Annotated in this window: 16 protein-coding genes; 10 read left to right on the forward strand and 6 right to left on the reverse strand. The window is 59.7% G+C overall.

The features are described 5' to 3' along the window. Positions 1 to 105 precede the first annotated feature (105 nt). Together J8C06_RS03095 and J8C06_RS03100 are read left to right on the forward strand one after the other, a co-directional pair. Positions 106 to 777 (forward strand): nucleotide exchange factor GrpE, encoded by a 672-nt coding sequence (locus J8C06_RS03095; protein ID WP_211429331.1) that lies wholly within the window; start codon positions 106 to 108, stop codon positions 775 to 777. Between the two features lie 156 nt (positions 778 to 933). Next, entirely contained in the window at positions 934 to 3,231 is a 2,298-nt protein-coding gene (locus J8C06_RS03100) for an AAA family ATPase (protein WP_211429332.1), read from the forward strand. A 90-nt stretch (positions 3,232 to 3,321) separates the two neighbouring features. On the opposite strand, the gene J8C06_RS03105 is transcribed toward J8C06_RS03100, so the two are convergent. Beyond that, positions 3,322 to 4,539, reverse strand: a complete 1,218-nt coding sequence (locus J8C06_RS03105) for an aspartate aminotransferase family protein (protein WP_211429333.1) — start codon at positions 4,537 to 4,539, stop codon at positions 3,322 to 3,324. Continuing rightward, positions 4,532 to 6,769 (reverse strand): response regulator, encoded by a 2,238-nt coding sequence (locus tag J8C06_RS03110; RefSeq protein ID WP_211429334.1) that lies wholly within the window; start codon positions 6,767 to 6,769, stop codon positions 4,532 to 4,534. The genes J8C06_RS03105 and J8C06_RS03110 overlap by 8 nt, the downstream gene beginning before the upstream one ends. A 79-nt stretch (positions 6,770 to 6,848) precedes the next feature. Here J8C06_RS03110 and J8C06_RS03115 point away from each other — a divergent pair, with 79 nt between their 5' ends. Further along, complete coding sequence (locus tag J8C06_RS03115; RefSeq protein WP_211429335.1) at positions 6,849 to 8,270, forward strand: HD domain-containing protein; 1,422 nt, start codon at positions 6,849 to 6,851, stop codon at positions 8,268 to 8,270. Between the two features lie 10 nt (positions 8,271 to 8,280). On the opposite strand, the gene hisG is transcribed toward J8C06_RS03115, so the two are convergent. The 3 genes from hisG to J8C06_RS03130 all read right to left on the reverse strand — a co-directional run bounded on the left by hisG (position 8,281) and on the right by J8C06_RS03130 (position 10,964). After that, positions 8,281 to 8,925, reverse strand: coding sequence for an ATP phosphoribosyltransferase (gene hisG, locus J8C06_RS03120; RefSeq protein ID WP_211429336.1), 645 nt, complete (start codon positions 8,923 to 8,925; stop codon positions 8,281 to 8,283). Beyond that, positions 8,922 to 9,674, reverse strand: a complete 753-nt coding sequence (locus J8C06_RS03125) for a superantigen-like protein SSL4 (protein WP_211429337.1) — start codon at positions 9,672 to 9,674, stop codon at positions 8,922 to 8,924. The genes hisG and J8C06_RS03125 overlap by 4 nt, the downstream gene beginning before the upstream one ends. A 117-nt stretch (positions 9,675 to 9,791) precedes the next feature. Then, on the reverse strand, positions 9,792 to 10,964 hold the full coding sequence (locus tag J8C06_RS03130; RefSeq protein ID WP_211429338.1) for an acyltransferase family protein: 1,173 nt from the start codon (positions 10,962 to 10,964) through the stop codon (positions 9,792 to 9,794). 229 nt (positions 10,965 to 11,193) lie between these two features. On the opposite strand from J8C06_RS03130, the gene J8C06_RS03135 reads away from it, so the two are divergent. The 7 genes from J8C06_RS03135 (at position 11,194) to ubiG (ending at position 20,203) form a co-directional block, all read left to right on the forward strand. Next, complete coding sequence (locus tag J8C06_RS03135; protein WP_246602070.1) at positions 11,194 to 14,856, forward strand: nuclease; 3,663 nt, start codon at positions 11,194 to 11,196, stop codon at positions 14,854 to 14,856. 323 nt (positions 14,857 to 15,179) lie between these two features. After that, positions 15,180 to 16,241, forward strand: a complete 1,062-nt coding sequence (gene mltG / locus J8C06_RS03140) for an endolytic transglycosylase MltG (protein ID WP_211429339.1) — start codon at positions 15,180 to 15,182, stop codon at positions 16,239 to 16,241. Then, on the forward strand, positions 16,238 to 17,383 hold the full coding sequence (locus J8C06_RS03145) for a serine hydrolase domain-containing protein (protein WP_211429340.1): 1,146 nt from the start codon (positions 16,238 to 16,240) through the stop codon (positions 17,381 to 17,383). The genes mltG and J8C06_RS03145 overlap by 4 nt, the downstream gene beginning before the upstream one ends. A gap of 108 nt (positions 17,384 to 17,491) precedes the next feature. Beyond that, a complete protein-coding gene (locus J8C06_RS03150) occupies positions 17,492 to 17,785 on the forward strand; it encodes a hypothetical protein (RefSeq protein WP_211429341.1) in 294 nt (97 codons plus the stop codon). 104 nt (positions 17,786 to 17,889) lie between these two features. After that, positions 17,890 to 19,014 (forward strand): 3-oxoacyl-[acyl-carrier-protein] synthase III C-terminal domain-containing protein, encoded by a 1,125-nt coding sequence (locus tag J8C06_RS03155; protein WP_211429342.1) that lies wholly within the window; start codon positions 17,890 to 17,892, stop codon positions 19,012 to 19,014. Next, on the forward strand, positions 19,011 to 19,475 hold the full coding sequence (locus tag J8C06_RS03160; protein ID WP_211429343.1) for a hypothetical protein: 465 nt from the start codon (positions 19,011 to 19,013) through the stop codon (positions 19,473 to 19,475). Before J8C06_RS03155 ends, J8C06_RS03160 begins: the two co-directional genes overlap by 4 nt. After that, positions 19,472 to 20,203, forward strand: coding sequence for a bifunctional 2-polyprenyl-6-hydroxyphenol methylase/3-demethylubiquinol 3-O-methyltransferase UbiG (ubiG, locus tag J8C06_RS03165; protein ID WP_211429344.1), 732 nt, complete (start codon positions 19,472 to 19,474; stop codon positions 20,201 to 20,203). The genes J8C06_RS03160 and ubiG overlap by 4 nt, the downstream gene beginning before the upstream one ends. 7 nt (positions 20,204 to 20,210) lie before the next feature. Here the strand turns inward: ubiG and J8C06_RS03170 are convergent, their stop codons facing one another. Further along, positions 20,211 to 21,326: a PIN/TRAM domain-containing protein gene (locus J8C06_RS03170; RefSeq protein ID WP_211429345.1), complete on the reverse strand. Its 1,116-nt coding sequence runs from the start codon at positions 21,324 to 21,326 to the stop codon at positions 20,211 to 20,213. Between the last annotated feature and the right edge of the window lie 110 nt (positions 21,327 to 21,436).

Here is a 21,436-nt window from a genome sequence, read left to right on the forward strand (position 1 = left end):
AGCCTTCATCGGATGATGAACAAAGCCGTTTCCAGCTTTGTTCATCGTCCGACCGATTGAACCAAACTGTGATTGGACAAAACTTTCCCCGCTAAGGAGCTGGACATGAGCGATGAACCACGCGAAACAACCGACGCCACTGTGCCGGTTGTTCAGGTTACGGACAAGCGCCGGTTGTACATGGATACTGAGAACCCAGAATCGGCTTCCACCGCAGCCGTGGAGGGAGCTACTGGCTCGCTTGATTCGGACTCGCCCACGCTTGAGCAGCTTCAGATGCAACTTGAAGAGCGTGAAGCTCAACTCGCGCGCCTCCGGGCGCAGGTTGTCGAATTTGAGTCCAAAACCCAGGCGGAGCTGCGCGAAACGCGCCGCCGTCTGGAGCGTACCTTTGAGCAGCGGGTGGTGAGTGAACGTCTCGCGCTGATTGAGGATTGGTTAGCTGTGTTTGACAACCTAGATTTGATGGTGGCCGGTGCCGAGAAAGCCACCAAAGATGACCTTCTGACCGGAATTATGGCCATGCAGCGGCTTCTCAGCCAGGCGCTTCAGCGCCATAATATCGAGCGCATCGAGGCCGTTGGGCAACCTTTTGACCCACAGGTTCACGAAGCGGTCGAGACCACCACGGTGAGTTCGGAGCAGGATGGGCAGGTTGTCGCTCAGACTCGTCCGGGCTACCGTTTAGGCGAACAACTGATTCGGCCGGCCCTGGTTTGCGTTGGACGGGCTGAAACCTCGACGGCTGTGCTTTCAGAAACGGAAATTCCGGCATGACCTAGGTAAAGAACCATTCGACGTAACCAGCGTGTATGGTATTCTCGCTTCTGGCTTACCCACTCCCCGCCGGCAGGTACGTTGCGTCTCCACAGGCTCTCGTCGGTTGGATGCGCATCACATAAACGACCCATATCATCCTCACCGAGGCACGCTATGATTGACTTTGGCGATTTCGCAGACCGATTTTCAGAAAGCGGACAGCGCGTCATGCGCCGCGCCTATGAGGAATCGAAAAACCGCGAGCATAACTTTCTTGCGCCAGAACACATTTTCCTTGCCCTGACGGAAGTCGAGCGTCCGCTTCTCAATGAGATCATGCAGAGCCTTAATCTCGACCCGCAGGCCATTCGCAACGCGCTGGATGGTCGTCTAGCGATCCAACGTCAGTTTGTTGGCAAGCGGATGAAACTCCACGATGCCACACGTGACATTCTCAACAAAGCCATGCGTCGGGCGCGTCAGAATGGGCGACAGGCGATAGACTCAACTGACTTGCTCATTTCACTCTTTCAAGACGAGGACGGCGTAACGGTTTCCGTGCTTCGGCAGTTTGGGGCCGACCCGCAAGACGTCATCGAGCGGGTGGGTTCGCGGCTCAAGTCGCGCGAGGAGCGCGAGGCGCGCATCAGCCGGAAGTTTGAGTTGCCGCCTTACATCAAGCACTTCGGAACGAGCCTCAACAAGCTGGCGCGTGAAGGGAAGTTGCCACCGGTGATTGGTCGGGAGCGAGAAATCCAGCAGATGATTGAAATCCTCTGCCACCGCGAACGCGCCAACTCGCCTATTTTGATTGGCGAGCCGGGCGTTGGGAAAACGGCGGTCGTCGAGGGTCTCGCTCAACTCATTGAGCTGGAACCAGACCGTGTGCCGCGTCGCCTCCGTAATGCGCACATTGTCTCGATGCAGATTTCAAATGTCGTGGCCGGGACGATGCTACGCGGCATGTTTGAGGAGCGCATTCAAGGCGTCATCAACGAAGTCAAAGAGCGTGAAAACCTCATTCTGTTCATTGATGAGGTTCACACCATCGTTGGCGCTGGCTCGGCCATGGGGGCGGCGGCTGACGCAGCGAACATGTTCAAGTCGGCGCTTGGGCGCGGTGAACTACGCATCATCGGGGCCACGACCACGACTGAATATAAAGAATATATCGCCGAAGATGAGGCCCTTGCCCGCCGTTTTCGCCCAGTGGTCATTGCCGAGCCAAGCGTTGAGGACACACGCAAAATTCTGCATGGGGTTCGGCCACGCCTCGAACAGAACTACGCTGTGGAGATTTCTGACGAAGCCCTGGAAACGGCTTTGGAGATGGCCCCGCGCTATATTCGTAGCTTGCACATGCCGGACAAAGTCATCGGCTGGCTGGACACCGCGTCAGTCAAGGTGGAGATCAACCAACCCGATAACCCGCGGGTTCTGAAGCACCATGTGATTGATGTGATTGCCCAGGAGTCGCGTATCCCACACGACATGATCTTCCGCGAAACGACCGAACGCTTTGCCAACATGGAAGCCGAACTGGCCAAGCGGGTCATTGGGCAACGCGAAGCCGTCGAGAGTGTGGCGCGCCGCCTCCGGCTCAACAAGGGTCCGCTCAAAGAAAACTTCTACAAGCCAGACGGCGTGCTGTTGTTCCTCGGCCCGACCGGTGTCGGCAAGACTGAGCTGGCCAAGGCCGTGGCTGAGTTCATGTTCGGCGATGAGCAAAAGATGGTGCGGATTGACATGTCCGAGTACCAAGACGGCGTCGTTGCGGTCGAAAAGCTAATCGGCATGCCGCGCGGCATCGTTGGTTCAGAGCGCGGCGGCATTTTGACCGAGCGTCTCCGGGACAATCCCTACACGGTTCTGCTCCTCGACGAAATTGAGAAGGCGTCACCATATCTGCTCAATCTGTTCCTTCAGGCTTTTGACGAGGGGTGGTTGACGGATGGCCGTGGTAAGAAGGTCTATCTATCCGATGCCATTATCATCATGACCTCGAACCTCGGTAGCGAGAACTTCAAGAAGTACATGAAGCCGCTTGGTTTTGGCGTCAAATCGCTTGGCGACATGAAGGAAATCAAGAACGAAGTGCTGAAAGCCGCCGAGACGCGCTTCTCGCCGGAGTTTCGGAACCGGATTGATGAGATTGTCGTCTTCTCGCCGCTGACGCAGGACGAAGTGCGGCAGATAGCGGTGCTCTACCTCAAGAAAATCGAGCGGCAGATGGCCAAGTTTGGCAAGTCCATGCAAGTCACCGAAGCCGCCATTGACCAGCTCGTGCAGCAGGGCTTCAGCCCGGCCTATGGCGCGCGTTTCCTCAAGCGGACGATTGATGAAAAGGTCAAACTCCCGATTACGCTTCAGTGGAGCGCCGCGAATGCCTTTACCGTGGATGCGCGCGACGGGCAGGTGGTGGTGACTGAAGAACGGGCTGAAGCCAGTCCGGTTTCCTTTTCCGTCAACTGAGCCAGCTTGCAGCTTCAACGCTTATCTTGGGGACACCCGGCCGGGTGTCCCCAAATATTTTGGCATCAGTGACTTCCTACCTGCGACGACTTAGATGCTCGGCGAGCAGAGAACTTCCGTCAGGACCCCGATGGCGAAAGCCAAGTCGGCTTCGGTCAGAATGAGTGGTGGGAGGAGGCGGATGACCTGCGTGCCAGCATTGAGCACCAGAAGCCCCCGCGCTTGCGCGGCCGCAATGTATGGGGCGGCTGGTTCGGTGAGTTCAACGCCGATCATGAAGCCACGTCCGCGAACGTCCCGAATACGCTCGCTTGGGATGGCGCGAAGCTGCTCAAGAAACCATGCGCCACGCGCTGCGACCTGGGCCGGGAGCTGCTCCGCTCTGAGAATGCGCAGGGTTGCGCGGGCTGCTGCGCAGGCCAGGGGCGCGCCGCCAAACGTCGTCCCATGCTGACCCGGTGATAGCTTCACGACGCGCTCCCCTAACGCCACGGCGCCCATTGGAAAACCGCTGGCAATGCCCTTGGCCATGGTCAGGATGTCGGGCTGAAGGCCAACGGACTCACAAGCAAAAAACGTCCCAGTTCGCCCAAAGCCCGATTGCACTTCGTCCACGATGAGGAGCGCCCCACGGTCTGAACACAGGCGTTGAGCGCGCTGGAGAAAATCGGCCGTCCCCGGCTGGACGCCGCCCTCTCCCTGGATGACTTCGAGAATGACGGCGCCGACGTCATCGGTCACGGCCGCTTCAAGCGCCGCGAGGTCATTGTAGGGAATATAGTTGAAGCCGGGTAGCAACGGCTCGAATGGCTCGCGGTACTTTGGCTCCCAGGTTGCGGTCAACGCGCCGGCCGTGCGTCCGTGGAAGCCACGCATCGCCGCAACGACACCGGTGCGGCCGGTCGTCAAGCGCGCGAACTTGAGCGCGGCTTCGTTAGCTTCGGCCCCGGAGTTGCAGAAGAAGACTCGTGTTAGCCCGGCCGGAAGGACGGTGGACAGTTCGGCATAAAGTTGAGCGCGTTGGTCGTTGCCGAACGAGCCAGAGCAGGCAATGAGCGTTGCGGCCTGGTGGCTGATTGCCGCCACGACGGCTGGATGGCAGTGGCCGAGGCTAGCCACGCCGTAGGCGGCCGTACAATCGAGGTAGCGCCGTCCATCGGCGTCCCAAACATAAGCGCCTTGCCCGCGGGTCAGGGTGATGCCCCGCGGCACGTACAAGCCTAAGCCATGCCGTGACTCAAGCGCCGCAAACGTTTCCTCTCCGGGGTCAACCTGCGTGGCAGTTCCATTGAGTACGGCGTCACGCATTCGACCCCCGCTGGCCGACGCCATTGGCAAGGTGTTTTTTGATGAGCAGCTCGGCCAGGTCGGGCACGACTTCCCAGGCAATTTCGCGGATCACCTGGTCAGAAATTTCGGCAACGACACGCCGCACGATGTCATCCACCACGGCTTGCGGCAAGGTGAAATTTGACCAATCAGGAGCGCCGGTTGCTAGCTCGGCAGCCGGCGGCATGGTCAGGGTCGGCGCGGTTTCAGTCGGTGTCGGCGCCCGGTCGGTCAGCATCGGCTGCGCTTCGGCTGGAAGCGCCTGGTCAGTCGGTGTGACCGTCACCGGCAGGCTTTCCATGGCTGGCGAAGCGCCCACGCTTTCAACCACCGTTGGCTCGACCCCTATTGGGGCTGAAGCAGGCGCAACGCTCGTCGGTTGAGGCAAAGCCGGTTCATGGATGGTCGCATCCACTCCCGTGGCCATCTCGGTGGCCATCTCGGCGGGTGGCGCTGATTCCGCTTCACTGACTGGGGCTGCCTCTTCATCGAGCGGCGGCAAAGCAAAGACCGGTGGCAGGCTCGCCTCGGTCGCGGTCAGTGGCTTGGGCTGAACTGGCGTGTCTAGCGCGGCGCTGGCATCTGCTTCCGGCGCAGCTTCTGGCACGGATGGGGTGGGGGACGCCGCAAAGAGCGTAGCCGATGGGATCGGCTCCGGCGTGAAAGGTTGAAAAACAGGCTCCTCGACCGTGGCCGGGGCAGTAGCCGTCACCACTGGCGGCGAGGTAGTGTCTGGGACGGGTTCGACTTGCTGCTGGTTTCGGATGGCAAGCAACTCGTCTGGGAGCAGGTCCGTACCGCGGACGGGAGGCTCGTCCTCCATCACGACTTCAAAAACCGGCATCGTTGCCATCCCCGCTGGTTCGGGCGAAGTCGTGGCCGTTGCCAAGCTGGGCGGCGGTTCATCTGGCTGGCTTTCGACCGAAGGCGCGGGTGGTTCGGTCGGTGCCGGTGGCGAAACCAGTCCGGTGAGAAAATCAGGCGGCGGAATCGGTTCGTTGAGCAGCGCGCTGGTTTGGGTGGCTTCAAGTGAGGACGTCACGGGACTCAGTGACGATGTTTCAGCCTGTGTTTCGAGCGGTGTGGTGACTGGCGGCTCAACTGTCACCGATGGCGACCAGGGTGGTGCGACCTGGACTGGCGGCGTCACAACCACGTCCGGGGTCTCGATTGGGGCTGGCTCGACCAGCGCACTCACGCTGCTGACCGGGGCGATGTCTTCGGCGGCCGTCGCCGGAGGTGCTTCAGTCACTACTGGCGGCGGCTCGGCCGGGACAACCTGAGATGACTCAACCTGAGACGACTGGGCGGCCGGCAGCGGCGCGTCATCCAGCTCCAGTGGTGAGTCCACATCAACCGAGGGCGGCGCAACCGCAGCCCCAAGCAACTCTGGCAACTCAGAAGGAGTAAACCGAGCTGTTTTCGTCCCAAGGTCCGGGGTGGGCATCTGGGAGAAAGTTGGCCGCGCGATTGGTGACGAGAGGGTTTTGGGCGGTTCTGGGTAACTCAGCACCGGCGGGGCTTGTTCCGGCGGCGGCAGGTCGAGAATAAAATCCGTGGCTTCTTCGGTTGTCTGGGCTGGCGGCGCGGTATCGAGCGGCAAAAGCGGCTCCAGGTCCGGTAGTCGCCCATCATCCAGCATTGAAGGCAGCATTGAGGGCGAAACCTTGATGGTCGGCGGTGGAACTTCCGAACTGGGGTCACCGACCGGGCTGCCAAAGTTAAACTTTGGCAAGCTACTGCCGAGCGCGGAAGGTTCCTTGGGCGCGACCGGCGGTGAAACAGAGCCTAAAATTTGCGTCTGCGCTATTGGTGTTGGTGGAGCGGCAGCGTTCTTGCCCGCGCGTTCCAGGGCCGTCTGAATGAGCGAAACAAACTCCTGTTCCCCGATGGGCTTGATGATGTGCCCATCGGCCTTGACACGCTCAGCTTCTTTCTCGTCATAAGGCTCGAACTTGCCACTCAGAAGCAAAACGGGAATGTGCTTGAAACCTGGATGCTGCTTGACGTACTTACACACCTCATAGCCGCTGCGCCCCGGCATAAAGACGTCGGCCAGAATGAGATCGGGGCACACATTGGGAAGCTTCGAGATCGCCATTTCGCCATTACTGGTCGTGATGATATCGATGTCGTATTTTTCAAGGTACAGCCCGAACATCTTTTGGATGCTCAAGCTGTCATCTGCCAGCAAAACTTTACGACGCATTGGCCGCTCTCTCCCCTTTCACGATGAGGGCTGAATCAACTTTGAGTACGAAGTGGAAAGCGAGCGAAAATTAACACCCTTGTCGAAGCCTGTCAAAACCTTCACCAACCAATTACGGGCTGCTCGTCGTCCGCCCACGACCGCTGCCAGTCGCGCCGACCGGTCGGGGAAGACCATCCGCGATGCCGTGCATGGCGATATGGTCTTTTCATCTGACGAGATACGGTTGCTCGACACCCGCGCCATGCAGCGGTTGCGTGGGGTCAAACAGCTTGGACTCAGCAACTTAGTTTATCCTTCCGCAGTCCACACGCGCTTTGAGCACTCGCTCGGCGCTTGTCACCTAGCCGGAAAAATCATTGAAAGCCTTGAACAAAAAGGTGTGCATCGCTTCAGCCAGGACGACCGGCGGCACGTCCGGGCAGCCGCTCTGCTACACGACATTACCCATGTTCCATTCGGCCATACCTTCGAGGACGAGCGGCGCATTGCCCCGCGCCACGATGCCGACCCATCCCGGCTGGAAAACGCTTTGGCTGATGGGGTTGGCGATGAACTCAAGCGGCAGGGGCTGCTCCCGGCCATCCGCCCCTACCTCACCGGCGGCATATTGGCAACGACTGAAGACCAATTTCTACGGGATATTTTCGCCGGGACGATTTGCGCCGACCTACTCGACTATCTCCGACGCGACGCTGCTTTCTGCGGGCTGACGATTGATTACGACAACCGAATTTTTTCGCTGTTCACGCGCCTGGGCGGACGCCTTGCGCTCGACCTCCAACGCCATGGACTGTTTCGTCACGATGCGCTGTCGGAAGTCGTCCAGGTTTTGCGGATGCGTTACCTTCTGACGGAGCGCGTGTATTTTCATCACGCCAAAGTCGCGGCCGGCGCGATGTTGTCAAAAGCTTTGGAACTGGCGATTGCCGCCGGACACTTTCGCTACGCCGATCTCATTCAGTTGCGGGATGATGCCTTTTTGCATGTGTTACAGGAACGGGTTGAGTCCCTGCCAGATGTGCGGCAACTATTGACATCACTGGCTACGCGCCAGTTGTATAAGCCAGTTTTTCTGTGCACGCGCGATGGGTTGGACGATGACTACCTGGAGGGCCTCAGGCGACAGTTTCATGAAAATGCAGATGGTGCGCGGACTAGGTTAGAGGACGAGCTATGTACTGCGGTTGGCGTCCCCAATGGAAGTATCATTGTGTATTGTCCGTCGCCCGATATGGCGCTCAAGGAAGCCAACGTCACCGTTCAGCTATCAGAAAACCATTCGGCTCAACTCGCATCACTCCACCATCCTGAGATTGAGACCCTACTTCTGCGCCATCGTCAGCTCTGGCGGCTAGTGGTGCTGGCCGGCCCGCACTTTGGGCGACACGACGCCAAAATCCGGCGCGCACTGGCCCACCTTTGCGAGGAACGGCTCAACCTTCCAAACCAGATTGCGCGCGCCCGGAGCCTTCAAAAGGCGCTTATCTTTCCGGCCTGATGGGGGTGGCTCACGGGCCGTCGCCCTGGTCGTTGGACGGCGCAAGGCGCTTCAATAGCTGTGTGATGCGCGCGCGGTCAAGGTGAAACGCTGCCCGATTGACGATGCACCGGGCGCTGACCGTGGCAATTTCTTCGAGCATTACCAATCCGTTTTCGGCCAGCGTTTGACCGGTTTCAACAATGTCCACAATACAATCTGCCAGTCCCAATACCGGCGCAAGTTCGACTGAACCGGTGAGTGGAATGATCTCGACCGGCGTCGCGCGGGTTTGAAAGTGGCGCTGAGTGACATTTGGATACTTGGTCGCTACCCGCATCTTTGAAAGGCGGTTGGTTTGTCGCCAGTCCGCGTTGGGATAACCGGCGACCACCAGCCGGCAGACGCCAAAGCCAAGGTCAAGCGGTTCATAGACATCCGGTTCAGTTTCAAGAAGTACGTCGCGCCCACAGACCCCGGCCTGGGCAACGCCATGCTCAACGTAGATCGGCACATCCCCCGGCTTGACAAGCAAAAAGCGATATTCTCCGGCTGCATCGGTCAGCACCAGCCGCCGACTCTCAAGCTGCTCTGGGCTGACGACAATGCCAGCTTGGGCCAGGCGGGCAAGCGTTGCGTCCTGGAGGCGGCCCTTAGCCAACGCCAGCGTGGTCACTGTGGGTTGCTCGCTCGCCGCGCGCGCGTCACGTTGGGAGGCGTGGAACGGGCGGCATCAGAAGCGTCGCGCTCCTCCTGGTCGCGAGGCGCGGCGGTCGCCGGTTTGGCATCGTCACCATTGTTTTTGTTCTTCATCCGGCGGGCAATCTGCGGCGCATATTCCTTGGCGGCGGCGGCCAGTCCGAGATAGACCGTCTGGAAGGCTTCAAAGGTGATGGCCATTTCCGTCCGCAGCGACCACTTCAGGCCGATATCCTGTTCCTTGTCCACGAAGAAACTCCCAAAGGCGAGCGCCTCGTTGGCATTGAGCAGGAGCGTCCGTAGGTCGTCGGCATCGCTGGCATCGGCCAGGTTGCCAAAGGCGTAGGAGTACAGTCCAACCATTTTCTTGCGCGGTGAGTGGATCACCACAATGTCAACCTCTTCGCCGGTGGTCATTCGGTAGCGGCTCACGATGGTGTTTGGGTCTTTGTCGGCCCGCTCCAGCCGGACGCCTTTGATCTGCCGCAAATACCCGCGCAGCGTCTCATGGAGCGGCTTAGGTCTAGGCGCATTCGGATCGGGCGGCGTTTGACCGGTTGTGGCTGGTTTGGCGGTTGCCGGTGGCTTGGCCTGGGTGTTTGCGCCTGGCGTCCCAGCGCTTGGCGCGGATGGTGCTTTGCGACGGGTTGGGGCAGTCTCCTGGGCTACGACCTCCGCGCCAATGAGCGCGATGCCCAATGCCGCCAGCATCACGTGACGTCTCATGAGTGCATCCCCGCAGGTTCAAAAGTTGAAGGCGTTCAACCGGCCAACAACGCTATCATGCCTGAGCCAAGTTGGGCATGACGGACTTCAGGAGAGGCATCAAAGCATAGCTACCTTTCAAGCCGCATCATAGCGAAACCTTTGTCCACGTCGAATGAAAGGCTTTTCAAAGTATTCCCAAGAAAGCTTGGCCAACCAGATAACGACAACCGCAGCGGCGCTTGTCACCAGAATGCGCGGCAGCGTCTCCAAATTGGGCGGGCCACCAAACACGACGGCATGCGCCAGCCCCAGGACTGGAACATGCATGAGGTAGAGTCCGTAGGAAAATTCGCCCACCCAAACAAACCACGACCACCGAAAGAAGCCCGCCAGCCGTCCACTCTGGCGCGTCAGCACCAACCAGAACAGCATGGTGTAGGCCACGGCTTGGGCAAAGTAGAACGTCGCCACCTGGGCTGGCGCGTAAAAACTCAACCGCCGACTGTAGAGCAGAAACAGCCACCCGCTGGTGACGGCAAGCATGGTCCACCACCAAGGTCGTTGCCGCGTCAGCCAGTCCCAAGCCGAGGCGTCCCGGTAGAGGAGCGCCGTGAGCACCCCAAAGCCCAGCGCGTCAAAGCGCAGTGGCGTGAGAACGTACTGCGCCGTTGCGTTGCCATAGGGCGTCAGCGCTAGCCCAAAACGCAGGATGGGCGCAGCCATGATAAATCCCAGCACGACCCCCCGCAGCCAGCGCGCCGGAACGTAGCGAATCAGCAGCGGCAACCCCAGGTAAAACTGTTCCTCGACGGCCAGCGACCAAGTCGGCGATAACCAGTACGCGCCGTATTCGCCGGCATAAGCCATGGCGAAGTTTTGAAGGTAAAGCCAGTAGCTGATAAACCAGCGCCCATCCGTGGCATTCAGGGTGCTGACCGGCCGTTGGATGAGCCAGTGGAGCGCCTCCAGCCCACCGGCCCACGCCACCAGCCTGGCGATGAGAAATAAACCGACGACCGCATAGTAAAGCGGAAAAATGCGCAGCAGGCGTCGCAGGTAAAAGGTTTTGAAGTAGTTGGGTTTTAGGCGAGCATCATACAGGACGCCTGCAATCAGAAACCCTGACAGGATGAAAAATAAATCCATGATGCCAATGGTCCAGCCAAGATAGTCGGCGGCATGCTTGAGCGGACTGGGTGGTGACTGGCGCGTGATCAGGTGGACGTAGTGAAAAAGCACCACGACCAGGGCCCCAAAACCGCGAATGCCATCCAACTCGACGAAGCGTTTCGTTCCTGGGTTAGCCATGCCAAAACTGTAACTGTCCTTGTTGATTGTTGATGTCCACTGTCCTCAAGCCGAACTAGAAAAATCCAGTCTTTTCAGTAACAAACTGTTTACATGGTGGGCATAACATTTAGCTCACTCTACAAGACATTTGTTCCCCATGAACGTTTTTTTCCATTGCTTCGCTGCCGCCGTTCGCCACGCTTGTCACGGGGCAGCCAGGCCTCAGGTTCAAGGAGTCAAAGCAAACATGCAAAGCTTAAGAATCCATGCGCGTCAGTCCCGCCGGGCACTGGCGCTGGCGACAAGTGTGGCCTTGGCATTGGCCGCGCTCTGGTTGCCGTGGGGGCGGTCAACCCAGGCTGATACCACGGTCGGGAGTCTCCCAGCCGCGTCGGTCACGACCGCCTCAACCACATCGGTGATGATCCCTTACACTGAAACCTTCGATGGTATCGGTAGCGGTTTGCCCGCCGGGTGGACGGTGCGCACCGGGGCTACCGCCACCTCACTTGGCACTGCGGTGTCGTTTTCAACATCGGCCATTGACTGGGCGAATACCAGTGGTGCCTTCAAAAATTTTGCTTCCGCCAACAACACCGGTTTCAGCGATACAACCCCAGCCGGAACCCAAAACAGCGCGCCGGACCGGGCGCTGGGCATTCGCCAGACTGGTGCGTTTGGCGACCCCGGCGCAGCATTTACCTATCAACGCGACACCACCGGCGAAACCATTGATACCATTAGCTTTGACGCGCAGATGTTGAGTGTCCAACCGCGCAGCACCACCTGGACGCTCCAGTATGGCGTTGGCGCTGCGCCCACGTCATTCGTAACGCTGGCAACCTACAGCGATCCTGGCGCGTGGGGCAACACCAACATTTCAGTCACCTTGACGCCGACGCAATCGGCCGATGTCAGTAACCAACCGAGCGTGTTTTTCCGGGTTGTGGCCCTGACCGCTTCAACTGGCTCTGGCAGTCGCGACAGTTTTGGAATTGACAACTTCACGCTTTCCAACTCGAGCGGTCCGCCGCCGACCTCCCCAATCGTGCCATCCTGTCCCGGCACGGTTGCGGCATTTCAGGGGACGACCGCCGTGGCCTGTGGATTGAGCGCGACCGACGCCGACAGCATCGTGAACAGCGCGACGGTTTTCAGCGTGACCCCGCCGACGAGTGGATTCTCGATCATTGGTTTTACCCCGGCCGGCAGTGTCGGCGGCACTGCGACGGCAACCCTCCAGATTGACAACACGGTTCCAACCGGCACCTACAGCGTGGTGGTTCGCTGGTCCAACGACGATACGCCGACGCCCCAGACGGCCGATTGCACGATCACGGTCAATGTCGTTACCGCCACATCGGTCACGCCGATCAACCAGATTCAGGGCACGGGCAACACCTCCCCGCTCGTCAGTACGGTACAGACGACTGAAGGCGTCGTTTATGGCCTGCGCAGCAACGGCTTCTTTATTCAGACGCCGGATGGTTCGTCACTGGATGATGGAAACCCAAACACGTCGGAGGGGATTTTTGTGTTCACGGGCAGCACGCCACCGGTGCAGATTGGCAACCTCGTGCGCGTGCGCGGAACGGTAGCCGAGTTTGTCCCAGCGGCCGATCCACAACAACCATCGGTCACCCAGCTTTCAGGCACGCTGACGATTGCCCGGCTTGCCTGTAGCGCCCCCTTGCCGGCGCCAACAATGATTACCCCGGCCATTGCAAACACACCTTCGCCACTCGAACCGGCGCTGCCGCTGCGCTATGAACGGTTTGAAGGCATGCGGGTGTCGGTCGAGCACTTGGCCGTCGTCTCGCCAACCGGTGGTAGTATCAACGAGACGAATGCCACCTCGACCACCAACGGCGTTTTCTTCGGCGTTGTAGCCGAGGTATGCGGCAGTGATTTCTGTTTTTCGCGTCCGTTCCGCGAACCAGGCATTCGGTTCCCTGACGCGGTGCCAGGTGGCGGAGTTACCGGAACCCTTCCGGCCCCGATCAACGTGCCCCGGTGGGATGCCAACCCGGAACTCCTTCGGGTCTTCAGCACAGGACAGCCTGGCACAACAGCCCTCAACGTGCCGGCCGGAAATCCGCCGGGTAACTTACCCAAGCCGGCAATTGTGACCAATCTCGTCGGCGCGATGGATTATGCCTTCCGCACCTTTACCATCCTGCCGGAGTTGGCCAATCCGCCGGTCTTCAGCAACAGCAGCGATCCGGCGGTTGGCGCGGCCGTGCCGCTAGCGGTTCAGCCGTCCGGCCGGGTAACGATTGTCTCGATGAACCTTCAGCGGTTTTTTGATAACCGGAATGATCCAGGGCGCGGTGAACCGGTTCTGACGACTACGGCCTACAACAACCGCCTCAACAAGTTTTCGCTTCAGGTGCGGGACATCCTTCGTAACCCGGATGTCATCGGGTTGCAGGAGGTGGAAGCCCCGACAGATAACCTGTCGGTGGTCATCAACGACATGGCGGCACGGCTCAATACCGACAATGGGAATCCGTCCAATGGCGATCCAAGCCTGCCTTTTTATGTGGGCTACATCTTCCCGACCAACGACGTGGGCGGTATTGCGGTGGCCTACTTGGTCAACACGAACCGCATCACGGTCAACAGCGTGACCCAGGTGGGTGCCAGTGACACCTATGTGCGGCCGGACAGTTCAACGGCGATTCTCAATGACCGCCCACCGATTATTCTGGAAGGGACACTGGGCACCTATGCCTTTACCGTCATCAATCTCCACCAGCGTTCGTTGAACGGCGTTGCTGATGGGGGCGCGCCGGTCAACGGCTATCCGAATGAGGGCTACCGGGTACGTCACAAGCGTCAGTTGCAGGCGGAGTTTGTCGCCAATCTCATTCGCCAGCGGCAAATCCTGAACCCCAGTGAGCGCATGGTCGTGATCGGTGATTTCAACGGCTTCCAGTTCAACGATGGTTACACCGACATCTACAACACGATTCTGGGCAATCCGCCGACGCCGCCAGCCAGCGGCGCGAACGATACCCGCGTTGTGTTGGCTCCGACCGGAGCGTGGAATCCGCCGACGCCACCGCTGGTCAGTCTCACCGGGACAGCCGCGACGGTTTCTAACTATTCGTTCCTGTTTGACGGTAGCGCCCAGACGCTCGACCAAGTGGCTGTGACGCAGAACGTGAGTGACGAAGGCGCATTTTCGGAGACGGCGCGAGTCAATAGCGACTTCCCGGAAGTTGACCGCAACAACCCGTCGTCGCCAAGGCGGTTGTCCGACCATGATCCGAAGCGGGTGGTGTTGGTTGTGCCAACGGCTGCGCCAGTTCTCCAAAACTGCCGGGTGTCGCTCAATGTGACTGGGCAGGTGCTTTCGGGCAACACTTGTGGTTTGCCAGACTACGCCGGCGACTTGGTGCTGACGGCCGTGCTGACCAACACTAGCTCGCAGACGATCTCGGATGTTTCCATCCAGGTTGCGGGCTTGGGCTACCCGGACAGCACGCCGACGGGCGTGATCGTGCCGTCGCCGCCGCACCGCCTGTTGACGGCGGATGGGGCGACCTGTAGCAGTGGCGGACAGGCCGGCGCCAGCCAGTCCACGGTCAACGGTCAAGCGCCGATTGGCAGCAATACACCGATTGGGACACTCAACCCAGGTGACACGCGCACCATCACCTTCCGCATCGCGTTGCCGCAGGTACGGCGGCTGCGGTTCTACGTCAACGTGTTTGGGGTTGGGGGGACGGCGTGTCCGGTAGCCTCAAATGAGACGCGGTTGACGGGGCCGGTGATGGCAACGATGACGCAACTGGAAGGTCCGGCGCTGGGCTTTGAGTTGCTACGCGACAAGGGCGGCGTGACGGTCAAGCCGGTGGAGTCGCGTCTGACCAAAGGCGAGCAGCCAACGGCTGGACGGCGGTAAGCCGGTTAGTTCAGCTCCTAACCTTGGCGGGTGGTGAGTTCCTCACCACCCGCTTTTTTAGCCACCTCATTTGGTTCGAGCTTCGTGGATACTACCGCCCTCGACGGTTTTTTCCCCGAGTCTTATTGTCGGCAAGCCCTATCCTTGAGGGTGGTAAAGGGTGCGTTCAGGTGCCGCCGGCATCGCACAAACGCAGGTTACTTCTTGCGAGTTGTTCTATTTGAACTTTCGTGTCATGCTACGCAGCTACCGTTTCGTCCGCAACAGCTTGATGGCTTGCGGTGGCACGGTATGAGTCATCGCGAAATTTTCCAGGATAGAGTATGGCACATTTGCGCCGCCGGATAGTTGGATTGGCGATACTGCTTGTCGCGCTGATGGTTGCGATAGGTGTCGGGGTCAGTGCGTACCAAAGTCTTCGACAACCAGTAAGTCACCGAGCGGCTGAAGAACTGATTACGGTTGAGCCAGGGATGGGTGCGCGTGAGGTGGTAAATTTGCTCTATGAACGGGGCGTCATCACAAATCGCTACCCGGTGCTGCTCTACTTGCTGATCAACCCGGTCGGGCGACGCCTGCAAGCCGGCGATTATGAGTTTGAGTCACCGATCTCGCCAGTAGCAGCACTCGACAAAATCCGCCGAGGCGCGGTGGCAACCCGCAAAATCATGTTCCGGCCGGGGCTGACCATTTATGAAGTCAACGAACTTCTGCCGAACCGCCCTCCAGAGGGCAAACTCGATCCGGCACTCCTGGACGTACGCTTGATTGCTGACCTTGACCCAACTGCCAGAAGCCTAGAGGGGTACATTTTCCCGGATACATACATTGTCCCGAAGCGGGCGACAAATGCAGAAATTCTGGCCGAGGCCGTGGCACGTTTTCGCAGAGCCTGGACGCCGGAGCTGCGCCAACGCGCCGAAGGATGCCGTCTGACGGTGCGCGAGGTGGTCACGTTGGCCTCGCTCATCGAGGAAGAAGCGGCGGATGATGCAGAACGTCCATTGGTGTCGAGCGTTTTTCACAATCGGTTGCGCAGGGGCATGCGGCTTGAGTGCGACCCAACGTTCATTTACGGGGCGAAGCTCAACGCGACTTGGGATGGCAATGTGAATAACCCGGCCCACCGTCGTTTGCTGTCTCCCTATAACACCTACCTTTACCCAGGACTACCGCCAGGCCCGATTGCCTCGCCAAGCGAAAAGTCACTCCGGGCGGCGCTTCAGCCAGCGACAACTGACTACTTCTACTTCGTTCTAAGCGCTGGTGGCCGACACCGCTTCTCCCGAAACGAAACCGAACACCAGGCCGCCGTCGCCGAATACCGCAAGCTCCAGCAAGTGCAGCGACAGTCCCTGCACACGCAGGACATCAACAAAAAGTGAGCCGGACAAGAACCCACGTCTCGATGGACGCCGAGTTGCAGAATCCGCCCGCGTTGCGAGAACTGCTTGAAGCCGCGGTTGACACTGGTGAAATACAAAGCGCTGTCTGGCTGGTGTCCGACCGGGGAAAGCCGATTGCGGAAGGCGTGGTTGGGGCAGCGCAACCGGACACGATCTATGATTTGGCATCACTGACAAAGCCGCTGGTGACGGCGCTCCTATGTGCCCGGCTGATCGAATGTGGTGACTGCGCGGCGCAGGACACGTTGGGCAAGTGGTTGCCGGCGCTGCGTGATAGTCCCTATGCGCGCGCCTCGATAGAGCAAGCCCTGACCCACACGGCCGGTTTTCCGGCCTGGCTTCCGCTCTATGTCCTGTGCGGCAATCCAGGCGAGGCCCTGGCCGTCATCGCGCAAACTCCACCGGTTGCCGCGCCTGGAACCGAAGTCGTGTACAGCGACCTGGGCTACATCGTGCTGGGACAACTGCTCGAACGGTTGACCGGGCAGCCGCTGGACGCCTCATTCGATGAACTCGTGGCGCACCCGCTGGGGCTAACGTCCACCCGTTTCTGTCCACCGCCGGATTGGCGCTACCGGGTTGCCCCAACGGAAGACGGCAACGCCCATGAGCGCCGGATGACCGAGCAGCTCGTGACCGATGGGCGACTGGCGAACCCTGATGCCCAGGCACGCCTGCGCCGCTATGCGGGATGGCGCACGTCCCGCATCCACGGCGAAGTTCACGATGGCAACGCTTATTTTCTCGGCGGTGTGTCCGGTCACGCCGGACTGTTTTCAACCGCCACGGAAGTCTGGAAACTGGTGCAAGTGTTTTTGCCGGACAGCCCGTTGTTGCGCCCCACGACCTGCCGGTGGTTTACCACCAACTTCACACCGGGCAAGGCGGAAGACCGCTCCTTCGGTTGGATGCTCGCATCTTCACCAAACGCAACCGGTGTCGGACTGTCGCCCACTGCCTTCGGTCACTTGGGTTTCACCGGAACAAGCGCCTGGTGTGATCCCCAGACCACGCGCGTCTATGTGCTGCTTGCCAACCGAACCTTTCCCTTTCGGGCCAGTTTGCAGGATGTCCGCCGGTCCTTCCACGCCCTGGCGTCGTCAGTGGGCAACCACGGCTGAATCGTTTGGTGGAATGCGCTATGCTTCCGCCGTTGCTCAACCATCATCTGCCCGCACGGTCACAAGGTTGCTCAAGAATGTCTTTTATCTCGGAAAGGATGTTGCCCCATGCCAGTCAATCCGGTTGATGCCAAGAAACTTGCCACGGAAAAAAACACCACCGATTTGCGCCAGATGCTGGAGCAATCCGATGAGTTGATGCGCGTCGTCATGGAAAAGGGTGACATGGAAACCGCTGAGAAGGCCGCCCAAGAGGCCGCGGCCGCGGCCGCGGCGCTTATCGTGCGGAAGCAAGGCGGGGTACGGGAATTGGCCAAGCGCGTCCGTGAGCGCGTTGCCGGTGAAAAAGATGACGCCGAAGATGAAAATACGCAGCCAACGACTGGCGACGCCGGACAGTAGCGCGTCTGACGGGTCGCCTTGCCTGTTAGGATGGATGCACATTCCCTTGTTGCGCGCTTCACTTCCAGCGCCGGTGGCTCGTGACAACCGGCGCGGATGCCTTCATGCCAATCTTTCTCTATGACTTTCGGCGCTGGCTGCCGGCTCATGTGACGCCGCAGGCGGTCATTCATGAGTGGCTAGCGCAAGCGCATGCCAAGGCGGGGGCAGGCGATGAACCCACCTTGGCTGCGGCTCGCATGCGTCGCGCTTTTGAGCGGTTTGGTTGCGCCCCAGACCGCGTTGCCCAGCGCTTCCACGCGCTCGAAGACTTTACCCACCAGGACTGGGGGCGGATGCGAATTTTCGACCTCACGATGGCTTCCGAAGGTCACTCGCTGTCAGCTCGGACGGCCTATTTCGCGGAAGTTTCTTCCCAAGTGCTGGCGCAGTTGTATGCCGATGAAGCGGCTGCGCCGTCCCATCTCATTCATGTGACCTGCACGGGATATGCGTCGCCCAGCGCCGCCCAACGACTCGCGGCGGCCAAGGGGTGGTTCACGACCGTGGTGACGCATGCCTACCATATGGGCTGCTACGCCGCGTTTCCGGCTGTTCGGCAAGCCGCCGGTTTTTTGCTGTTGGATGGCGCTTCCGGTCGGGCCGATGTCGTACACACCGAACTGTGCACGCTGCACCTCAACCCGGCGCTGCACGACCCGGAGCAGCTCGTCATTCAGAGCCTTTTCGCGGATGGTTTCATTCGCTACACCGTCGAAGCCACGCCTCCAGCCGCCACATGTTTCGAGCTGTTGGCTGCCGTCGAAGAAATCGTGCCGGATTCATCAGACGCCATGACTTGGCAGTGTGCTGAGTGGGGATTTCACATGACGCTGGCGCGCGACGTGCCGGCCCGGTTGGCGCAGGCGCTCCCTGGCTTTGTGGCGCGGCTGGCAAGAAAAGGCGGACAAACCGAAGCCGCCGTCCGCAACGCGGTGTATGCCGTACACCCCGGCGGGCCGAAGATCATCGAGCAGGTTCAGGCGGTACTCGAACTCGACGCATCACAGGTGGCGGCTAGCCAGCAGGTGCTTCGCCAGCATGGCAATATGTCGTCCGCCACGCTGCCTCATGTTTGGGCGACGCTCCTTGGCGATGCTGCCATCCCAGATGGCGCGTTGATTGTCAGCCTGGCGTTTGGTCCGGGCTTGACCCTGTGCGGAAATCTGTTGGTGAAGCGATGGTCATGATGGTTCACGGATGGCTGGCCGCGCCGTTTCTCATCCAGGGCGCCGCCATGCTGGTGGATGAGTTCTGGTTTCACCGGCGGCGCGGATTGGGACGCTGGGAGCGGGTTGGTCACCCGCTCGATACCCTGACCGTGCTGCTCTGCTATGCCATCGCGCTTTTCGTTCCCTATTCACCCGACAGGCTGCCGTGGTATGCCGGTTGCGCGATCTTTTCCATGCTCTTTGTGACCAAGGATGAATTCGTGCATGCCAAGGCCTGTTCGGCCGAAGAGCATTGGTTGCACGCGCTGCTGTTTGGGCTGCACCCGGTAACGTTGGCAGCCGCCGCACTCATTTGGATGGACCTTCCTTCGGGCGCTGCCGCCGGGCGCGGGTTTCTGGCCGGGACGTTTGCCTTGGTGATGGGGTTTGGGCTTTATCAGGTGCTTTACTGGAACTTCTGGAAGGCGCGGCAACCATGACGACCGTCAACAACGCGCTCTACGACACGCTTGGCAACCGGTGGTACACCGCGCAGGATGACCCGGTGGCACTGCTCCGCGCCGAAGGCAACCTGCGCAATCCGTGGATTGCGACGGCAATTGCCACTCGGTGTGGAACGGGCGCGGCCGTCCTGGATATTGGCTGCGGCGGTGGCTTCTTGTCGAACGAGTTGGCACGCGCTGGTTTCACCGTGACCGGATTGGATCAATCGGTGGAAAGCTTGGCCGTGGCACAGGCATACGATGCCACGCGCAGTGTTCACTACGAGGCCGGGAGCGCCCTGGAACTACCTTACCCAGACAAGTCATTCTCGGCCGTCTGCGCCATGGACTTCCTCGAACACATCGAAGACCCGGCGCGGGTTATCCAGGAAGCGGCCCGTGTGCTGCGGACGGGTGGGTTATTTTTTGCCTCGACTTTCAATCGCAACTGGCTGAGCTGGCTGATTGTCATCAAAGGCGTCGAGTGGTTCGTTCGCAATACGCCACCAAACATGCACATCCTGCGGCTGTTCATCACGCCACAGGAGATGACGCAATACTGCCACGCGGCCGGACTGGTCAACGTGGCGTTTCGCGGGATGCGACCGCGCCTAAACGCAGCCTTCTGGCGCATGCTGTGGACGCGCGAGGTGCCGCCGGATTTCGAGTTTACATTTGTGCCGTCGCTCCTGACGGGCTACCTGGTCACGGCCGAAAAAGCCTAAGCCTGGCTCAGGGCAGTTCCGAAGATGCCGGTACCACGGGCGTGCCAACGGATGGCGTATTCGTCTGGCGCAAACGCTCAGGACGTTCCGAGCGGTCGCTCAATCCGCGGTCACCACCCACGCGCTGGCCGGGTTCCTCGATCAGTTTGCCAAAAATCATTTTGCCGGCCGTTGTTTGCAAAACGCTCGTCACGCTGATGTCCACGGCGCGTCCGATCTGTCGCCGCGCATTGTCCACGACGACCATGGTGCCATCATCGAGGTAGGCCACCCCCTGGTTGTATTCCTTGCCTTCTTTCAGAATGAAGACCTGCATCGTTTCACCCGGCAGGACGACCGGACGCAGCGCGTTGGCCAGTTCGTTGATATTGAGCACCAAGACGCCACGCAGTTGCGCGACTTTGTTGAGGTTGAAATCGTTGGTGACGATCTTGGCGTCGAGCTGCTTGGCAAGTTCGATGAGCTTGAGATCGACTTCCCGAACATTCGGGAAGTCCATGTCGGTGATGATTGTGTCGAGCTTTTTGTTTTTTTGAAGGCGTTGCAGGATGTCAAGTCCACGCCGTCCGCGGTTGCGCTTGGTTGCCTCGGCGCTGTCGGCGACGTGTTGCAGCTCCCGAAGCACGAACTGGGCAATGATCAGGCGCTCGCCCAAAAAGCCGGTCTCGGCGATGTCAGCAATGCGTCCGTCAATGATGACGCTCGTATCGAGAACCAGATTCAGTGGGCGACCATCTGCGCCCGCCGCGCTTTTCGTCGAGGCGCCAAGCAGCTCCCACCACCGGTCGCTTGCGCCGCCGCGCACCATGCCCAAGTAGCCAAGGCCGAGCAAAGTCATCAATGCGACATACGTCTTGATTGAGTCCGGCAAGCCTGGCTGGAGGCTGATGATGAGGCCGATCAGCGTCGCCGCGGCCAGTCCGGCCAAGAGTCCGAGCAAGCCCCCAAGCAGCGTTGTCATCGGACGCGATCGCAGATGGTATTCAATGGCCACGACCGCGCCGCCAACACCTAGTCCAAGGGTGGCCGACCAGAGTGCCGATTCAGATGGTTTTACCAGTAGGGCAATTCCAAGTGAAAGTAGCACCAAAATGAGTTGCGTAAACAATCGAGCACTATGCATACGGTAGTATCAAACCTGATTGGCTGGCGATGGGGTGGCAGCCAGCTCGCAATAAGCCTGTTATGTGTGGAATGTGACTGATTCAATAGCCTGCCGCAAGCTGGACTGAC

It is taken from the genome of Chloracidobacterium validum (assembly GCF_018304825.1).
In the GTDB taxonomy this organism is placed as follows: Bacteria; Acidobacteriota; Blastocatellia; order Chloracidobacteriales; family Chloracidobacteriaceae; genus Chloracidobacterium; species Chloracidobacterium validum.